Origin of the sequence: Cellulomonas sp. HZM (assembly GCF_000708885.1) — a bacterium.
GTDB lineage: Bacteria > Actinomycetota > Actinomycetes > Actinomycetales > Cellulomonadaceae > Cellulomonas.
In genome coordinates this window covers 1-17,316 of record NZ_JEOE01000018.1, presented here as the reverse complement: position 1 = coordinate 17,316, position 17,316 = coordinate 1, and the positions used below count along the sequence as shown (strand labels likewise).

General features: G+C 70.5%; 15 protein-coding genes. 12 read left to right on the top strand and 3 right to left on the bottom strand.

Going from position 1 to position 17,316, the window contains the following annotated elements:
* Positions 1-66: 66 nt before the first annotated feature.
* Positions 67-432 (top strand): hypothetical protein, encoded by a 366-nt coding sequence (locus tag AW16_RS0110890; RefSeq protein WP_029290312.1) that lies wholly within the window; start codon positions 67-69, stop codon positions 430-432.
* 3 nt (positions 433-435) lie between these two features.
* Here the strand turns inward: AW16_RS0110890 and AW16_RS0110885 are convergent, their stop codons facing one another.
* Positions 436-840, bottom strand: coding sequence for an ATP-binding protein (locus AW16_RS0110885; RefSeq protein ID WP_029290311.1), 405 nt, complete (start codon positions 838-840; stop codon positions 436-438).
* Positions 841-946: 106 nt separating this feature from the next.
* Between AW16_RS0110885 and AW16_RS0110880 the strand changes: the two genes are divergently transcribed.
* The 8 genes from AW16_RS0110880 to AW16_RS0110845 all read left to right on the top strand — a co-directional run bounded on the left by AW16_RS0110880 (position 947) and on the right by AW16_RS0110845 (position 10,969).
* The gene (locus AW16_RS0110880; protein WP_029290309.1) at positions 947-2,071 is read left to right on the top strand and encodes a VIT1/CCC1 family protein; all 1,125 of its coding nucleotides are present in this window, start codon (positions 947-949) and stop codon (positions 2,069-2,071) included.
* 103 nt (positions 2,072-2,174) lie between these two features.
* Positions 2,175-3,068 carry a siderophore-interacting protein gene (locus AW16_RS0110875; RefSeq protein ID WP_081861606.1) on the top strand — a complete coding sequence of 298 codons (894 nt, stop codon included), beginning with the start codon at positions 2,175-2,177 and terminating at the stop codon, positions 3,066-3,068.
* 206 nt (positions 3,069-3,274) lie between these two features.
* Entirely contained in the window at positions 3,275-4,207 is a 933-nt protein-coding gene (locus AW16_RS17745) for a hypothetical protein (protein WP_051681871.1), read from the top strand.
* A 104-nt stretch (positions 4,208-4,311) separates the two neighbouring features.
* Positions 4,312-5,151 carry a hypothetical protein gene (locus AW16_RS0110865; RefSeq protein WP_029290304.1) on the top strand — a complete coding sequence of 280 codons (840 nt, stop codon included), beginning with the start codon at positions 4,312-4,314 and terminating at the stop codon, positions 5,149-5,151.
* A gap of 340 nt (positions 5,152-5,491) precedes the next feature.
* A complete protein-coding gene (locus AW16_RS0110860; RefSeq protein ID WP_051681870.1) occupies positions 5,492-7,954 on the top strand; it encodes an AAA family ATPase in 2,463 nt (820 codons plus the stop codon).
* Positions 7,955-8,276: 322 nt separating this feature from the next.
* A complete protein-coding gene (locus AW16_RS0110855) occupies positions 8,277-8,807 on the top strand; it encodes an META domain-containing protein (RefSeq protein ID WP_029290301.1) in 531 nt (176 codons plus the stop codon).
* Between the two features lie 220 nt (positions 8,808-9,027).
* Positions 9,028-9,606 carry a hypothetical protein gene (locus tag AW16_RS0110850; protein ID WP_156044141.1) on the top strand — a complete coding sequence of 193 codons (579 nt, stop codon included), beginning with the start codon at positions 9,028-9,030 and terminating at the stop codon, positions 9,604-9,606.
* A 160-nt stretch (positions 9,607-9,766) separates the two neighbouring features.
* Entirely contained in the window at positions 9,767-10,969 is a 1,203-nt protein-coding gene (locus AW16_RS0110845) for a chitinase (RefSeq protein WP_029290297.1), read from the top strand.
* A 50-nt stretch (positions 10,970-11,019) separates the two neighbouring features.
* On the opposite strand, the gene AW16_RS0110840 is transcribed toward AW16_RS0110845, so the two are convergent.
* A complete protein-coding gene (locus AW16_RS0110840; RefSeq protein ID WP_034648829.1) occupies positions 11,020-11,460 on the bottom strand; it encodes a membrane protein in 441 nt (146 codons plus the stop codon).
* 171 nt (positions 11,461-11,631) lie between these two features.
* Between AW16_RS0110840 and AW16_RS0110835 the strand changes: the two genes are divergently transcribed.
* The 3 genes from AW16_RS0110835 to AW16_RS0110825 all read left to right on the top strand — a co-directional run bounded on the left by AW16_RS0110835 (position 11,632) and on the right by AW16_RS0110825 (position 16,203).
* A complete protein-coding gene (locus AW16_RS0110835; protein WP_029290294.1) occupies positions 11,632-13,521 on the top strand; it encodes a phosphoenolpyruvate carboxykinase (GTP) in 1,890 nt (629 codons plus the stop codon).
* Between the two features lie 97 nt (positions 13,522-13,618).
* The gene (locus tag AW16_RS0110830) at positions 13,619-14,680 is read left to right on the top strand and encodes a hypothetical protein (protein WP_029290292.1); all 1,062 of its coding nucleotides are present in this window, start codon (positions 13,619-13,621) and stop codon (positions 14,678-14,680) included.
* Between the two features lie 62 nt (positions 14,681-14,742).
* Entirely contained in the window at positions 14,743-16,203 is a 1,461-nt protein-coding gene (locus tag AW16_RS0110825; RefSeq protein ID WP_029290290.1) for an NAD-dependent succinate-semialdehyde dehydrogenase, read from the top strand.
* A 22-nt stretch (positions 16,204-16,225) separates the two neighbouring features.
* Here the strand turns inward: AW16_RS0110825 and AW16_RS0110820 are convergent.
* A partial coding sequence (locus AW16_RS0110820; protein ID WP_231496019.1) for a phosphotransferase family protein occupies positions 16,226-17,316 on the bottom strand: 1,091 nt, incomplete at its 5' end.

Here is a 17,316-nt window from a genome sequence, read left to right as displayed (position 1 = left end):
TCGCACCCGGTGTGACGGTCGACGTGTCGACGGCTGCGTCGACAGGAACGTCGAGAGGAGACGGTGATGGCCGTGACGAGCTTCCAAGACCTGCCGCTTGCGGACCGAGACCGCGAGTGGGACGGCGCCGCCGCCGAGAAGCGGGTGCGTGAGTGGGCGCACGCGCAGGACGAGCCGAACGAGCGCTACCGCGACGCCCACGTCTGGTACGACGCAGACGCCAAGGAGAACTTCACCGCCTACAAGTTGCTCGTCGCGGACGTCGTCGACGGCCGGCTGCGCGCCGTGCCGCGCGGTGTGTTCGCCGCCGCGGCCGTGATGCAGGGGTCGCGCGGAGGCGTCGACGTGCCGGACAAGGACCGCGACCGCATCCGCAGCCACCTCGCCAAGTACTACGCGAAGCTCGACGAGACCGCGCCCTGGGACGAGTGAGGTTCACGCGCTGAGGGCGGGGGCCTCGCTCCGCTCGTCGTCGTGGCGGACCTCGAACCAGACGGTCTTGCCGTCGTCGTGCGCACGCATGCCCCAGTCGGAGGCGAGCCGGTCGACGAGCCACACCCCGCGTCCGCCGTCGTCCTGCGGGCGCGCGTGCTTGAGCACCGGCGGCGCGGAGTACCCGTCGCGGGCCTCGACGCGCACGCGCTCGTCGTCGACCTCGACGAGCAGCCGCACGGGTGGCCGCGCGTGCCGGACCGCGTTGGTCACGACCTCGCTCACGAGCAGCACGACCACCTGCCGACGTGACGCGTCGACACCGGCCTCGACCAGCCGGTCGTCGGCCCAGCGCCGCGCGGGCGCGACCGCACGCGCGTGCGGCTCGATCACCCGCTCGTCGTGCATGCGTGCTTCTCCCGTCCGTCGCCTCTCTCAACGGTCGGGCGGACCCGCCGATTCGGCAACTCGAACTCGGGGCGAAGTCCGGTTCGTCCGGTTCGGGGCTGTCACGATGGTCGCCATGCCCACGCCCGCCCCGACCCGCGCCCAGGTCCGCCGCTGGCGCCAGTACCTGGCCGACGAGCGCGCCGAGGCCGCGGTCTACCGCGATCTCGCGTCCCGCCGCACCGGTGAGGAGCGCGAGATCCTGCTCGCGCTCGCGGAAGCCGAGGGGCGTCACGAGCAGCACTGGCTGGACCTTCTGGGCGACGACGTGGGCAAGCCCGTGCGCGGTGACGTGCGCACGCGCGTGCTGGGCTGGCTCGCGCGGCGGTTCGGGTCGGTGTTCGTCCTCGCGCTCGCACAGCGGGCGGAGGCGCGCTCGGAGTACGACGACGACGCCGACGCGACCCCGCAGATGGCGGCCGACGAGCGCATCCACGAGGAGGTCGTGCGCGGACTGGCGATCCGCGGGCGCAACCGCATGTCGGGCACGTTCCGCGCCGCGGTGTTCGGCGCTAACGACGGCCTCGTGTCCAACCTCGCGCTGGTGCTCGGCATCGGCGCGAGCGGTGCGCCCAACCACACCGTGCTGCTCACCGGCCTCGCCGGCCTGCTCGCGGGAGCGCTGTCCATGGGGGCTGGCGAGTACGTGTCGGTGCGCTCGCAGCGCGAGCTGCTCGAGGCCTCCCGCCCGGGACCCGCCGCGGGCGACGCGCTGCCGCACCTGGACGTCGACGCGAACGAGCTCGCGCTCGTCTACCGGGCGCGGGGCATGGACGCCGTCGAGGCGCAGGAGCGGGCGGACCGGGTGCTGCGCTCGCTCACGCCGGCCGGGGTGCCGGCGCTGGGGGTGCCGTCGGTGGCCTCGTCGGGCGAGGACGCGCCCGACGGCGACGCGCCCGACGAGCACGAGACGATCGGCACCGCCGTGGGTGCCGCGCTCGCCAGCTTCTGCTTCTTCGCGTCCGGCGCAGCGATCCCCGTGCTCCCCTACCTGTTCGGCGCGCAGGGGTACGTCGCGATCGCGTGGGCCGCGGGGCTCGTCGGGATCGCGCTGCTCGGCACCGGCGCCGTCGTCGGCCTGCTGTCCGGCACTTCGCCGGCTCGCCGCGCGCTGCGCCAGCTGGCGATCGGGTTCGGCGCCGCGGCGGTCACCTACCTGCTGGGTCTGACGTTCGGCGCGGGCGGGGTGTGACGCGCCTGTCGTCGGACCGGGGTTTAGGCAAGCCTTGCCTTGTGTCTATCCTGACGACGTGACGACGACCGCCGAGGCCCTCGTGACCGAGCAGCCGTTCCGGATGTTCTCGGTCGCGGTGTCCGCCGTGCAGCGCCTGTGCCCCAGCGTGCTCCGGCTGACGTTCACGGGCGACGACCTGCACCTGTTCGCCGACAACGGCTTCGACCAGCGCATCAAGTTCTTCCTCCCGCTGGCCGACGCGCCCTACGCCGAGCTGCTCGACCTCGGCTCGAGCGCCGACTGGTATGGCCACTGGCGTGCCCTGCCCGACGAGCGCCGTCACCCCATGCGCACCTACACGGCCCGGGCTGTCCGGTCCGATGCGCGCGAGGTCGACGTCGACGTCGTCCTGCACGGCGACCTCGGCCCCGCCTCGCGCTGGGCCACGTCCGCGGTCCCGGGCGACGAGATCGTGATCCTCGGCCCCAACGCCGCGTGCCACGGCCCGCACGGCGGCGTCGACTTCGTCCCTCCTGCCCACCCCGACCGCCTGCTCATCGCGGGCGACGAGACCGCGCTCCCCGCGATCGCCGGCATCCTCGAGCGCCTGCCCGCCGACGCGCGCGGCGAGGTGCTCATCGAGATGCCGCTCTCGGAGGACCAGCTCCCGCTCGCGGCCCCCGCAGGTGTCGCGGTGCGCTGGTACGGGCGCGACGGCGCCGAGCACGGCTCGCTGCTGGTGCCCGCGGTGCAGGCCGCGTGCCGCCGGCTGCTGCCGTCGTCGGCCCCCGCGGTCGGCGAGCTGGAGGACGTGGACGAGGACCTGCTGTGGGAGGTGCCGGTCGACGAGTCCGGCCGTCCGCTCCGCGAGGAGGCCGCGCTGTACGCGTGGCTCGCGGGGGAGTCGGGGGTCATCAAGACCCTGCGGCGGCACCTCGTCACCGAGTGCGGCGTGGACCGCAAGGCCGTGGCGTTCATGGGCTACTGGCGCCGCGGCAAGGCCGAGCTGAACTGACGGGTTCGTGTTGACGGACCGTACGAATGCTCAAGACGCGGTTCATTGAACGGTCGTGATCTTGATGGGTCCGCAGTCGCTGGTTGTGAACAGCACCGGCGGTCTGGTCTCAATCCCTGAGACGCCAGCCGTGCAGCCTCTCCATCGGACCCTTGTTGTCGTCGGGGTACGGGCCATCGCGATCGCCTGGATGCGCCAGGCTGTGGGTGGACACTGCCGACGTGGATATCGGTGAGTTCTGGGTCTATCGAACGCGGGACAGCGACCCTTCTCAGAGGGTGCGCGTTCGGTCCGTTCATCACCGCAAGCGCGGCTCGCGGGTGGAGGTCGAGTTCCTGGACGGGGCTGACGCAGGCCAGGTTCGGAACGTCCCCGGTCGGCGGCTGCGGGTCCCGTGGTCACAAGTGGAGACGTTCGATGCCCGCATGGCAGCACTCGACCGCTTGGAGCACGACGGCATCACGGAAGTCGAGTCGTCCGCCGTCGAAGCCGTCTACAACCTGCTGCTCCCCGCCGAACTCGCGTGGGCAGAGTGGACGCCCGTGCACTGGGCGACGCGGATCCCTGACCCTGAGCGATTCGCTGACGACACCGGCCTTCCCCTTGCGTCGATCGTCCAGGAGGTGGCGAACACATCGGACGAGGACGGACTGCTGCTCTCGCCACACGGTTCGATGCTGATCGCGGCCGCCTTGTGCCGAGCGAACACGGAAGCGGTGCTGTCGCACGTGGACTCTGAAGAACGGGTCGCTCGTCACAAGTGCGCGAACGGGGGCGCGTTCCGACCATCGGGTGGCCGGAGTGAGCCGACTTCGGCTCAGTGGGAGTGGCAGTGGTACCTCGAGTCGACCCGCCCACTGCTCGAGCTCCTCCGGGAGTGGTGCGGGCATCGCGCGGTCACGGTCCACGAGCGCCTGGTGGCAGCTGAGAGTGAAGTCGCGCGCCTCGACGAGCTCGTCAGCCGACTCGTCGACACGGTCCGGACTCACGGAGACGAGCTGCTCGCCGAGACTTTCGCCCGCGAGCACATCGACGAGCAGGTCACCCCCTACAACGTCCGAACGCTGGTCGAGCGCCCCTTGTCGCCCGCTGAAATCCCGGTCAGCGTCGAGTACAGGCGTCGGCCACGCTGGTCGTGAGTGATCAGCCGGCCATGGCGCGGTGGGTGGACGACTCGTCGAAGCAGGCTGTGCAGCCGCCTCTACGATCCGAACGACGTCACCTGCGGGAGAGATGAGGGTCGGTGTACTCAACGACGTTCACGTTCGAGGGTCGTGTCCTGCGGCTGGAGCTCGGCGACGCGACCCTTGAGCCAGGCCGTGGGGCCCACCGCTTGCGGATCCCGTTCACCTACCGGTGTGGCGCACAGAGTGACCATCTCAGCGGTCGACTGATACAGGTGTTGGGAACCGTCCGCGACGCAGACGGCTGGCATTGGCTTGGCGACGTGCCCCCCGTCACCCTCTTCGTGTACCCGGGCGACGGCGCAACGAACAACCTGGCGTTGACCTTGAGCGACCACCAGGTGCTGTCGTTGGCGCAGACGGAACGTCTAGACCTTGATCTACAACTTGAACTGATCGCGACTCTCCTCGGAGAAGCCGTCCCACCAGCAGTTCAGAGCGTTCAATACCGAATCCCCGGCAGGCATTGGGCCGAACTGACTGAGCGGCTCGGCACGCACGTCGGAATGTACGTTCGTGTGCCGGTGCCGGGCTTTGGTGAGGACGACGCGCACGGTGATGCAGCGCCCCTGTTGAGACGTGCCGTAGACCGCCTCCAACAGGCGAAGACGTTGAGGGCGAACCGAGACTGGGAACGGTGCGTCGGTGCATGCCGGAACGTTCTTGAGCTCTTGCGCAGCACCGCAGGGATACCCAGAGCCAGTGGTCTGCCCGCTCGGCAAGAACGGTCGAAGGACGAGCGCTGGGCCGCGCTGTTTGACGACGCCTGGAGCTTGACGTCCGCGGCCAACCATGACGATGCGGTCACGAGCCAGTTCCGCTGGTCCCGTGCGGACGCCGACGCGGTTCTGGCAGTCACCGCCGCGCTGCTCGTCCGGTACAGCGAGCTCGACAGCTGACTGTCCACCCAGACGGCAGGTTCTCGCTAGTGACGTCACGAGCGGGATCTCGTATGGTCGAGCTTGTGACAAGGATCAGGTAACAAGAAACCGGTCACAAGCCATGGGTGTCGAGGAGGTCTCGTTGGACCTGGGCGATGACCGCCGAAGTCCTCGCCACGACTTGTACTGCCGCACGTAGCCCTGAACTGGCTGCTCGAGCGGGCGTCAGCTGGGCGAACCCACCGCTGGCTTCGGCAGAGCGTGGAGATGCCGGACACCTCAGCCTGCACCGCCCGGTCTGTCAGCGCTGGGTGACAGGATCTGCTCGTCGGGGCGCGTCGGATGCGGAGAGTGACTCTTGAAGCTTCAACGCACGTACGTCCGCTTCTTCCGCTCGTTCAACTTCGACTACGAGCGGAAGGCGCACCCCAGGGCGACCGCCGAACCGTGGGAGAAGACCGACCTTGGCTGGTACCCGTTCGTCAGGATGGACGTGGACCCGCACGTTACTGCCGTCGTCGGCGCGAACGAGTCGGGGAAGAGCCACCTGCTGGACGCTGTCCAGCGCCTCCTGACGGATGACGTCGTCGACCGGCAGGACTTCTGCCGGTACTCCGACCTGTACTCCGTCGAGCGCGGCGAAAGGCGTGTCTCTGACTTCGCCGGCCTCTTTCGGGTGGAGTCCGCGGACGATCGGTCGGTCATGCAGGCGCTCGGCTACAGCGGCGAGGACGAGTTGTACTACGTGCGTGCGGGAACCGGGCAGTCGTTCGTCTTCACGCGCACCTCTCCGGATCAGCGAGCGCTGACTTCCAACGAAGAGAACCAGTTGCGCGCGGTGTTTCCCCATGTGTTCCGCCTCGAGACCGAGGTCGCCCTTCCTGCGAGCATGAGCATCCGCCGGCTCGCAGGAGAAGGAGAAGACACGCTGCCGAACCGCAGCGGGCGGCGCACCATTCTCACTTCGCTGCCTCTCGCCGACGCGAACGAGTCGCAGTCGAAGGCATGGTTGCAGTCCATTACCCCGCTGTTCCGGACGCCCGTCGTTGATGCCCAAGCCTTCCAGCAGCGCGAGAGGGAGTACCAGCTGGGTCGCAGCCTCCTGATCGACGTCGCGAAGATCGACCCTGCCTCGTTCCGCGACCTTGACGCGGCCCTAGCCGCCGAGCGTGAGGGCGAGGTCAACGCGATCATCCAGCAGATGAACAACGCGATCGCCCGCCACCTGAACTTCCCGAAATGGTGGGCGCAGGACCGCAACTTCCAGCTGCTGCTCTCGCCCCGCGAGCACGAGGTGGCTTTCACCGTCCGCGACCGCACCGAGACCGAGTACTCCTTCACCGAACGCAGTCGAGGTCTGCGGTACTTCCTGTCGTACTACGTCCAGCTTCGAGCGAACACGGTGCCCACCGGGCGGGAGCAGTTGTTGCTGCTCGACGAGCCGGACGCCTACCTCTCCGGGGTGGGGCAACAGGATCTGCTGCGCATCCTCGAGGAGTTCGCCCTGCCGGAGGACGGATCTCGCGGCGGGCAGGTCCTCTACGTGACGCACTCGCCCTACCTGATCAACCGGAACGCCGCGCAGCGCATTCGCGTGCTCGACAAGGGCAGCCACGACGAAGGTACGCGCGTCGTCACAGACGCCGCGCGGAACGGCTACGAACCGCTGCGCTCCTCGCTCGGCCCGTTCGTCGCCGAGACGGCATTCATCGGCGGATCGAACCTGTTCGTCGAGGGGCTCGCAGACCAGGTACTGCTAGCTGGCGTCTCATCCCACCTGCGTCGGCACGGCACCACCGGATTGAGCCAGACACTCAACCTGAACGACGTCACCATCGTGCCCGCCGGCTCCGCAAGCGCGATCCCGTACCTTGTCTACCTCGCACGAGGTCGCGACGAGGTGAAGCCTCCGTGCGTCGTTCTGCTCGATGGAGACACCTCCGGCCAGGACGCCGCGCGCAGACTCAGGAAGAACCCCGCAGGACGTCGCGCGTACATCCGTCCGGAGTTCATCGCGATGGTGGACGCCTGGGCCGGCGCCGAGACTCGACTCGAGGTCGAACCGGACGTAACCGTCGAAGAGCCGGAAGACCTCATCGCGCTGCCAGTCGCCGCGGCCGCAGCCCGTCGCTACGCCGAGACGGTGCTCCATGCCGACGCCGAAGCGGCTCGCGGCCTGACAGATGCTGTGCTCCTCAGCCAGCTCGCCGAGTCGCAGAGTGTGTGGGACGCAGTAGAGAAGGCTTTCGCCGTGACCTTCCCCGACGAGCACATCGAGAAGGTGGGCTTCGCCCGCGAAGTCGTTGCGGTGCTCCAGCACGCGACAGACATGGCGACTACCGACCCGCTGCACGTCGCGGCAGAGCAGACGAGCTCCAACTTCGCGTTGCTGCTCGGCCACCTCGCCGACCTGCTGCGCGACGCCCGCGCCCTGGAGGACGACTCGCAGCAGCGCGACCGAGTCGATCGTCTGGTCCGGAGCTTCCTGCTCGATCATCAGGACGGTGTCAGGCGAGACGCGGCACGATTGGTGTTCCGAGAGATCGAGAAGGCGCTCGAGGACTCCGACGAGGGTGACGCCCGTCGGACCGAACTTGCCTCGATGCGCCGAAGGTTTCAACTCGATGAGGAGCCGCTCGAGCTGGTTCCCGACTACGAGCAGTTCAAGACCGAGCTGGCAGGGCTGCGACTCCAGCAGCGTCTGGCGGCGCAGGAACGCTCAGATGTCGACAACGTGCCGGTCGTGCCCGGAGCGAACCTCGGCGCGACGAGCAGCCCAGTGACCGCGCCGCAACCCTCTGCGACCGCGCCGGCCCCGTAGCCGTCGCTGCGGCGGTCCTGCATCGGCGCCCGCGGCGGCATGCTGAGAGCTGACCCTGCGACGCCCCAACTGCTGAGGCAGAAGTTAACTTCTGTGGCAGGTGAGGCGTCGTATCCAACTCGGCACCAAGACCGTAGGCAGAACCGTGCGTTTTCCCAGGTGTCGAAGTCATTCATGATGCCCGTCAGCAGTTCGGTCTCGTCCGTCGGCCGCACCTCGCTCGGCGGCCGCACCCCGAGCGCAACCCTTCGGCGTGAGAGTCGAACGCCAACCGCGCGCTCTCGGCCCGAACACGCGCTCTCGCGCCAGACGAGGTCACCCGGTGGCGGCAGCGACGTCGCGGTCCTCCGCGGAGGGCGGCGAGCGAGGCCATCCGGGCAGCTGGAAGCCGTTTGAGATGCAGCCGTGGGTGCTACCTTCCGAGAACTCGAGGAGGGTGTACATGAGGCCGAGAGGTGTCGCTCTGGGAGCGGTCGTGGTTGGTCTCCTCTCGTCGTGCTCGGCCACGGCGGCCGAGCCCTCTGCCGGCGCAGACGGCCTGGTGGGCCAGGTGCTCTCCGTCACGTCGTCTGCGGGGGAACCCTTCGACGCGACGGCGAATCTCCCCACGCTCACGTTCGAGCGTGGCGGAAGCTGGTCCGGCTCGACGGGGTGCGACGCGATGTCAGGGACCTACGCCATCGACCACGACCGCTTGACCCTTCTGTCGGCGACCAGGGGTGATCGCGAGTGCGTGCCCAACGACTTCGATCCCTCGGCGCTCGTGGGTGTGGCGCTGGTCGTGTCGCGTGAGGGCAGCGAGTACATGCTCGCGGGCACCGATCTCCAGGTCACCCTGCACGCGAACGCGTGAGCTCACGCTGACCTGCAGAGGTAGACGTCAGCCCCGCTCGACGAGCGCAACCCTTCGGCGTGAGAGTCGAACGTGAACGGCGCGCTCTCGGCCCGAAGCCTCGCGCTCGCGGTGACGGAGACACCGTCGCGTCGGTGTCCCCGGCAGGTGCGGTGATCGTGGAGCGCTTGGTCGACGCTGCCGGTTCAAGTCGCGCCGGTCTCGCGCCGAGAGTCGGAGGGTGAGCAGACACTCGGAGGCCGGGCCGCGCCCGCTCGTGGCCGTCGGGCTCCTCTACCTCGGGCGCGCGCTGCCCGTGCTCGCGCTCCTGGCGATCCTCGTCAGCCGGGCGACGAAGGCCACCTGGGAGAACGGGCCGGTCGACGAGTCGGGGTTCGCCTCCTCGTGGCAGCCGACGACCGCGATGCTGCTGGGCTTCGCGCTCGGGTTCGCGTGGCCGTTCGTCGTGCTGCCCGTGGGGTCGTCGGCGCTGGCCGCCGTCGACGAAGACATGGTGACCCTGGACACCGTGCTGGGGCGGAGAACCGTCGACCTGTGGTCCGCCCGGATCTGGCGCGCGTACCTGCCCGGGCGGGGATGGGGCGCGCACCTCGTCGTCGTCGGGACACCGCGGCGGTGGGTCGCGCTGATCGCGTCGGAGGTCTGGAACCCGTACGGCGACCCGCGGATCTCGCGGTTGCGAGCGACCGGGGAGTCGGCCTTCCGACGAGGGCTGCGCGGCGTGGTGCTGATCGTCTGCTACGCCGCCGGGGCGCTGTTCGTCGGCATGGTCGTGGGGCAGCTGGCGGGGGTGATCTGAGGTCGGGACCGTCCGCGACCCTCAGAACTGGTCTGGACAATCGTCCGGAATGTCTACGCAAGTTGCCGAAAGTTCACGCTCTTGACGCCCAAATTGGTCTAGTCCAACACTGGCGATTCGCCCATATCGCTCATGGGCGCCCCCTCAGGAAGGACAGATCGTGCAACGGAGCAGACTGGCCGCCCTCGGCCTCGCGGCTGCCACCATCGTCGGTGGAGCCGTCGGAGTCCTCGGAGCAACGTCGGCAGACGCCGCACTCAGCACCAACTGGTACGCCGCAGCGCCGTACCTCATGCCGCAGAGCAACAACCCGCCGGACCCCGTGACCGTCATGAACGCGACCGGCGCCAAGGCGTTCCAGCTCGCGTTCATCCTCGCCCCCAACGGCGGCGGGTGTTCGCCCACGTGGGACGGCACGACGTCGATCAACTCGGAGACCGTCGTCTCCAACGCCATCTCCCGGATCCGCGCCAACGGCGGCGACGTGTCCGTGTCGGTCGGCGGCTACGGCGGCACGAAGCTGGGGCAGACGTGCGGCACCCCCGCAGCCACCGCCGCGGCGTACCAGCAGGTCATCACCAAGTACAACCTCAAGGCCATCGACTTCGACCTCGAGGAGCCCGAGTACGAGAACACCGCGGCGATCGCCAACGAGCTGGGCGCCGCGAAGATCCTGCAGGCCAACAACCCGGGCCTGTTCGTCTCGGTCACCATGCCGGGCACCGCCTCGGGCACCGGCTGGTTCGGCACGCAGCTGCTGGACCAGGCGAAGTCCATCGGCTTCACGCCCAACAACTTCTCGATCATGCCGTTCGACGGCGGGTTCAACGGGGGCTCGTCGCAGGTCGCGGCGCTCGAGGCGTTCCACGGCCTGCTCATGTCCCACATGGGCTGGGACAGCGCCACGGCCTACGCGCACGAGGGCTTCTCCGGCATGAACGGCAAGTCCGACGTCAGCGAGATGTTCTACACGTCGGACTTCCAGACGGTGCTCGACTACGCGACGAGCCACGGCCTGGGCCGCTTCACGTTCTGGGCGGTCAACCGTGACCGTGCGTGCGTCGGGACGACCGACAACAGCGTGTGCAGCAACGTGCCGCAGAACGACTGGGACTTCACCAAGTTCACCGTGAAGTTCGCCGGCGCGACGCCCCCGACGACCACGCCGCCGACGACCCCCACGCAGACGCCGACCACCCCCACGGGGTGCACCGCGCCGCAGTGGAGCAAGACGGCGATCTACGTCGGCGGGAACCACGTGACCTACCAGAGCCACGACTACACCGCGAAGTGGTGGACCCAGGGCGAGACGCCCGGGACCACCGGCGAGTGGGGCGTGTGGCAGGACAACGGGAGCTGCTGAACCGGTCCGGCCGTGGCGCGTGCGCATCCGCGCGCGCCACGGTCGGCTCGTCAGTCCCGCGCGGCCGCGCGCAGCGCGCGGAACGCGCCCGTCGACCACAGCGCGAGCGCCACCAGCACCGGCTGGAAGAACAGCCGCGCGAGTCGCTTGCCGTCGGTGTCCAGTCCGAACCCGTCCTTGTGCTCGAGCCACTGCCCGACGTTGCCGGGGAAGATCACGACGAAGAACGCCGCCGCGACCAGCCCGACGGCGACCTTCCAGCGGCCCAGCGTGACGAGCGCGGTCCCGAGCGCGATCTCCACCCCGCCGGACACGAGCACCGTGAGGTCGGCGTCGACCGGGAACCAGTCCGGGACCTGCGCCTGGAACTCGTCGCGCGCGACGGTCAGGTGCGTGATGCCGGCGAACACGAGGCCGGCGCCGAGCGCGATGCGCGTGAGCGTGCGGGGGAGCGAGGTGCTCGTCGGACGGGTGAGGAGGCTCAGGTCCATCGGGCGATCGTCACACGCGCCCCCGGCCCCGGCATCCGCGTGCAGAGACCGTGATCTTCACGTCCGGCGGAAGAATCGCGTTCCTTGACGCCCCGCAGCCCCGGCGCGGGTGCGGGCGGCGTGGACACGATGGCGGCGAGGCCCGACGAGGCCTCGGGAGGAGACACCGCCATGACCACGCTCGCCGACGCACCGACCGCAAGCACCGCAAGCACCGCCAACCCCCGCCGCACCAACCTCGCGCGCACGACGCTCGCCGACGTCGCCGCCGCGACCGGCGACGTCCACGCGTGGGTAGCGGCCGTCGCGGCGCTGACCGTGCCGGACGCGGTCGTGTGGTGCGACGGCAGCGAGCGCGACGAGCTGGTCGCGGGGATGGTCGCCTCCGGGACGCTGATCCCGTTGGACCCCGAGCTGCGCCCGGGTTCGTACCTGGCGCGTTCGGACCCGGCGGACGTCGCGCGGGTGGAGTCCCGCACGTTCATCTGCTCGGCCGACGAGCGGGACGCCGGGCCGACGAACAACTGGCGGGCCCCCGACGCGATGCGCACGGAGCTCGGCGCGGTGTTCGCCGGCTGCATGCGCGGCCGCACGATGTACGTGGTGCCGTTCTCGATGGGGCCGGTCGGTGGCCCGATCTCGCAGCTCGGCGTGCAGGTCACCGACTCGCCGTACGTCGTCGTGAGCATGGGCGTGATGACTCGCGTGTCCCCGCAGGTCAGCGCGCTCGTCGAGGGCGGGGCGGCGTTCGTGCCCGCGGTGCACTCGGTGGGCGCGCCGCTCGTCGGGCCTGGAGGACGCCGTGCCGACGTGCCGTGGCCCTGCAACGAGACCAAGTACATCTCGCACTTCCCCGAGAGCCGCGAGATCTGGTCGTTCGGGTCCGGGTACGGCGGCAACGCGCTGCTCGGCAAGAAGTGCTTCGCGCTGCGGATCGCGTCGGTGATGGGTCGCGACGAGGGGTGGCTGGCCGAGCACATGCTGCTGGTGCGGCTCACGTCGCCGCAGGGGCGGCGCCACCACGTCGCGGCGGCGTTCCCCTCGGCGTGCGGGAAGACGAACCTCGCGATGCTGCGCCCGACGCTGCCGGGCTGGACGGTCGAGACGATCGGCGACGACATCGCGTGGCTGCGGCCCGGGCCGGACGGCGAGCTCCGCGCGATCAACCCGGAGGCAGGGTTCTTCGGCGTCGCGCCCGGCACGGGCCAGGACACCAACCCCGCGGCGATCGCGACCCTGCAGCGCGACACGATCTTCACCAACGTCGCGCTCACCGACGACGGCGACGTGTGGTGGGAGGGGCTGACCCCGCAGCCGCCCGCGCACCTGACCGACTGGACCGGCGCGGACTGGACCCCCGAGGCCGGCACGCCCGCGGCGCACCCGAACAGCCGGTTCACGGTCGCGGCCGCGCAGTGCCCGACGATCGCGGACGGCTGGGACGACCCCGCGGGGGTCGTCGTCGACGCGATCGTCTTCGGCGGTCGTCGGGCCACCAACGTGCCGCTCGTCGCGCAGGCCGAGAGCTGGGAGCACGGCGTGTTCATGGGCGCGACCATCTCGTCGGAACGCACCGCCGCGGCCGAGGGCGTCGTCGGCGAGCTGCGCCGGGACCCCTTCGCGATGATGCCGTTCTGCGGATACGACATGGCCGACCACTGGTCGCACTGGCTGCGCGTCGGGGCGGCGCTCGACCCGGCCCGACGCCCGCTGGTGTTCCAGGTCAACTGGTTCCGCAAGGACGATGCGGGCCGGTTCCTGTGGCCCGGGTTCGGGGAGAACTCACGCGTGCTGGCGTGGGTGGTCGACCAGGTGGACCGTGCGCGGGGGCTGCGGACCGACGTGGGCGCGGTCACGAGTCCCGTGGGTCTGCTGCCCGCGCCCGGCGCCCTCGACACCCGCGGGCTGGACGTCGACCTCGACGCGCTGCTCGCCGTCGACCCCGGCGCGTGGGCGCTCGAGGCCGACCTCACGCAGGAGTTCTTCGCGACGTTCGGCGACCGCGTGCCGGCACCGCTGGGCGCCCGGCTCGAGCGGTTGCGCACTGCGCTGGACGGCTGACGATTCGCCCCGCTTGTTCCGTCTATGGTGTGTGCGGCAGGGGGCCCTGCCCGTCGTGACCGCCCGCGGTCCGGCGACGACGAGCGCAGGAGGACGGATGACGACGACGAGGGACGCGGCCCTGCCGCAGCGGGTGTGGATCGCGGTGGCCGGCGTGCTGACGCTGGTCGCGGCGCTGATGGTGCCGGCGCGGGCGGACGCGGCGGCCGCGCCGACGGTCTCGATCAGCACCTCGACGGTCCGCACCGCACAGGGCAGCAGCGGCTACGACGTGCCGTTCGACCTCAAGCTGAGCGGCGTCACGTCCGGGCTCACGGCGGACGTCGAGCTCACGACCCCGGGCCACGACGTCACGCTCGCGACCGCCTCGCTGAAGGCCGGCCAGACGCGCTGGACGGGGCGCGGAGGCGACGTCAGCCGCGCGGTCGTGCCCGTCGGGAAGTCGTGGAGGCTCACGGCGCGCATCATCAGGTACGTCAAGAACAGCGACGGCTCCCGCAGCGGGTACACGCTGGCCACCGCGACGCGGAGCGGCACGATCGCCAAGGCGCTCACGCCGACCCTCACGGTCAAGGCGGACACGCTCGTCAAGAGCTCCGCGAAGTGCAGCCGCGACACGTGGACGGTGCAGGCCGCGAACCTCGACGGCTCCGGCGCGCCGCTCGTCGCGGGGACGCTCACGCGCGGGAAGCAGACGATCAAGGGGACCACGTACCCCGCGGTCAACGGCTCGCAGAAGATCACGTTCACCTGGTGCCCGGAGGAGTACCCCGCCGGGTCGTGGACGGGTTCGGCCAAGCTCACCGTCACGGGCGGTCCGTCGACCACCAAGCGCGCGACCGTCAAGGTCGTAACGACGCCGGTGCTCAAGGTCACCTCGGTGAGCGGGAGCCGGACCAAGTCGGCCAAGCGCACGGTGTACGGCTACGCGGTGTCCGGCAAGGACGTCGCGGGGAAGTCGGTCCGGTTCTACTACAAGGCGTCGGGCAAGACGACGTACACCTACGTGGGCAGCGCCAAGATCGCCTCGAGCGGACTGTTCAAGCTCTCGACGTCGAAGGTCTACACGGGTTACGTGTACGCCACGATCGCCGCGTCGACGTACACGCACTCGGCGAAGTCGTCGTCGTTCGCGATCCACTCCTCCGCGCTGCGGTAGCGGCCGCGGGTCGTCGCGGCGAGGGTGGAGCGGTACCTCGCCGCGACGACAGGAGGACGGCCATGGCCGACGAGCGCACGATCCTCGACGCAGTTCCCGACGGGTTGCTCATCGGGGGCGCGTGGCGCACCGCCGCCCGCCGGTTCGACGTGACCGACCCGTCGACCGGAGACGTGATCAAGCAGGTCGCGGACGGGACGCCCGACGACGGGCTCGCCGCGCTCGCGGCCGCCCACGACGCGTTCCCCGCCTGGTCGCGCACACCCGCCCGCGAGCGCGCCGAGCTGCTTCGGCGTGCGTTCGACCTGCTGCAGGAGCGGGCCGACGACATCGCCCTGCTCATGACGCTCGAGATGGGCAAGCCGCTCGCCGAGTCGCGCGCCGAGGTGACGTACGGCGGCGAGTTCCTGCGCTGGTTCGGCGAGGAGGCCGCGCGCATCCAGGGCCGGTACGGCGCGAACCCGGAGGGCACCGGGCGGATGATCGTCACGCGGCACCCGGTGGGGCCGTGCTACCTGATCACCCCGTGGAACTTCCCGCTCGCGATGGCCACGCGCAAGATCGCGCCGGCGCTCGCGGCGGGTTGCACGGTCGTCGTGAAGCCCGCGTCCCTGACGCCGCTGACCACGCTCGCGTTCGCGCAGCTGCAGCTCGACGCGGGGCTGCCCGCGGGCGTCGTGAACGTGGTGACGACGACGAGCTCCGGGCCCGTCTCGGAGGCGATCATCGGGGACCCGCGCCTGCGCAAGCTGTCGTTCACGGGCTCCACCGAGGTGGGTCGCTCGCTCCTCGCGCAGGCCGCGGACGGCGTGCTGCGCACGTCGATGGAGCTGGGGGGCAACGCGCCGTTCGTCGTCTTCGAGGACGCCGACCTCGACGCAGCCGTGGACGGCGCGATGGCCGCGAAGTTCCGTAACATCGGGCAGGCGTGCACGGCCGCGAACCGCTTCGTCGTGCACCGATCGGTCGCCGACGAGTTCGCGCGCCGCGTGACCGAGCGGGTCGACGCGCTGCGCGTCGGCCGCGGCACCGAGGACGGCGTGACCATCGGCCCGCTGATCGACGACCGCGCGGTCGCGAAGGCCGACGAGCTGGTCCGCGACGCCGTCGACCGCGGCGCGACCCTGCGCACGGGCGGCTCGACCGTCGACCGCCCCGGCACGTTCTACGAGGCGACCGTGCTGAGCGACGTTCCGCGCGAGAGCCGGCTGATGCGCGAGGAGATCTTCGGACCGGTCCTGGCGATCACCCCGTTCGACGACGAGGACGAGGCCGTGGCCGTCGCGAACGGCACCGAGTACGGGCTCGTCTCGTACGTGTACACGCGAGACCTGGCACGCGGGCAGCGCATGATCGAGCGGCTCGAGACGGGGATGCTCGGGCTCAACGTGGGGGTCGTCTCCAACGCGGCGGCGCCGTTCGGGGGCGTGAAGCAGTCCGGCCTGGGCCGCGAGGGCGGCGCGGAGGGCATCGGCGAGTACCTGGAGACGCGGTACACCCTCACGCCGGACCCCTTCGCCTGACCGTCTCCCGCCCGCCCGAGGGTCAGGGGGTCAGGAGGGTCATCGTCTGGGCCAGCTGGCTGCGGACCCAGGCGTCGTGGTCCGAGGTGAAGCCGCGATAGGCGGTCTCGATGACCATGACCAGCACGAGGTGCAGGCAGTACAGGCGGCGGCGGATGCGCTCCGCGTCGGTCGTCGGCGCGTGGCCGTAGCCGCGGACGAAGGGTGCCGGGTCGCCGAAGTCGGGCAGCTCGGTGCCGACGAATCCGGCCTCCATGAGCGGGTCGCCGTACAGCGCGCGCTCGTGGTCGATGATCGCGACGATGCGGCCGTCGGCCACCATGACGTTGGAGTCCCACAGGTCCCACTCGACGAACCGCGGCTCGGTGACCTCGTCGAGCGTGTGCGCGTTCGCGGCCAGCACGCGGCGCACCTCGTCGTACGGGTGCCCGAGGTCCACCGACCGCCGCTCGCCGTCGCGCAGCACGTCCTCGACGATGCCGACGAACGTCTCGCGCCACGACGACGAGCCCGGGCCCGCGAGCGGCCCGAAGCGTTCGCCCCGGATCTCGTTGAGCCGCCGGTTGGCGTCGCCGAGCTGCTCGAGGAGGTCGTCCCGCCGGGCCGGTTCGAGCTGGTCGCGGACGAGGCCGAGGTTGTCGCCCTCGACGAACGGCATGAAGAACCAGTCGGCATCGACGAGTGCGTGGTCCGTCGAGGCGTGGTCGACGACGGGGACGGGCACGTCCGTGCGGTCGCGGACCATCGCGAGCGCGTCCAGCTCGATCCGCATCGCGCCCCGCTCGTACGCCATGACCTCGACGTCCGCGGGCGGCGCGATCTTCAGGACGACGTCGCGCCCGTCGCGCAGCGTCACGCGGTAGGCCACGTTGAACCAGCCGTGCCCCAGCTCGGCGAGCCACTCGACGTCCGGGCCCGTGGGCACCAGGTCCGGGCCGTAGGCCCGTGCGACCATCGCGCGCACCGTCTCGGGGGTCTGGCGGTTCTTGGTGATGCTCTCCATCGAGTCCTCGTCCGGGAAGGCCCCGGCGACGACGACGGGGCGGGCGGGGGAGGCGACCGGGAGGGCGACGGGCCCGCGGCAGCTCTGGGTGTAGAAGCCGGCGGGCGGCG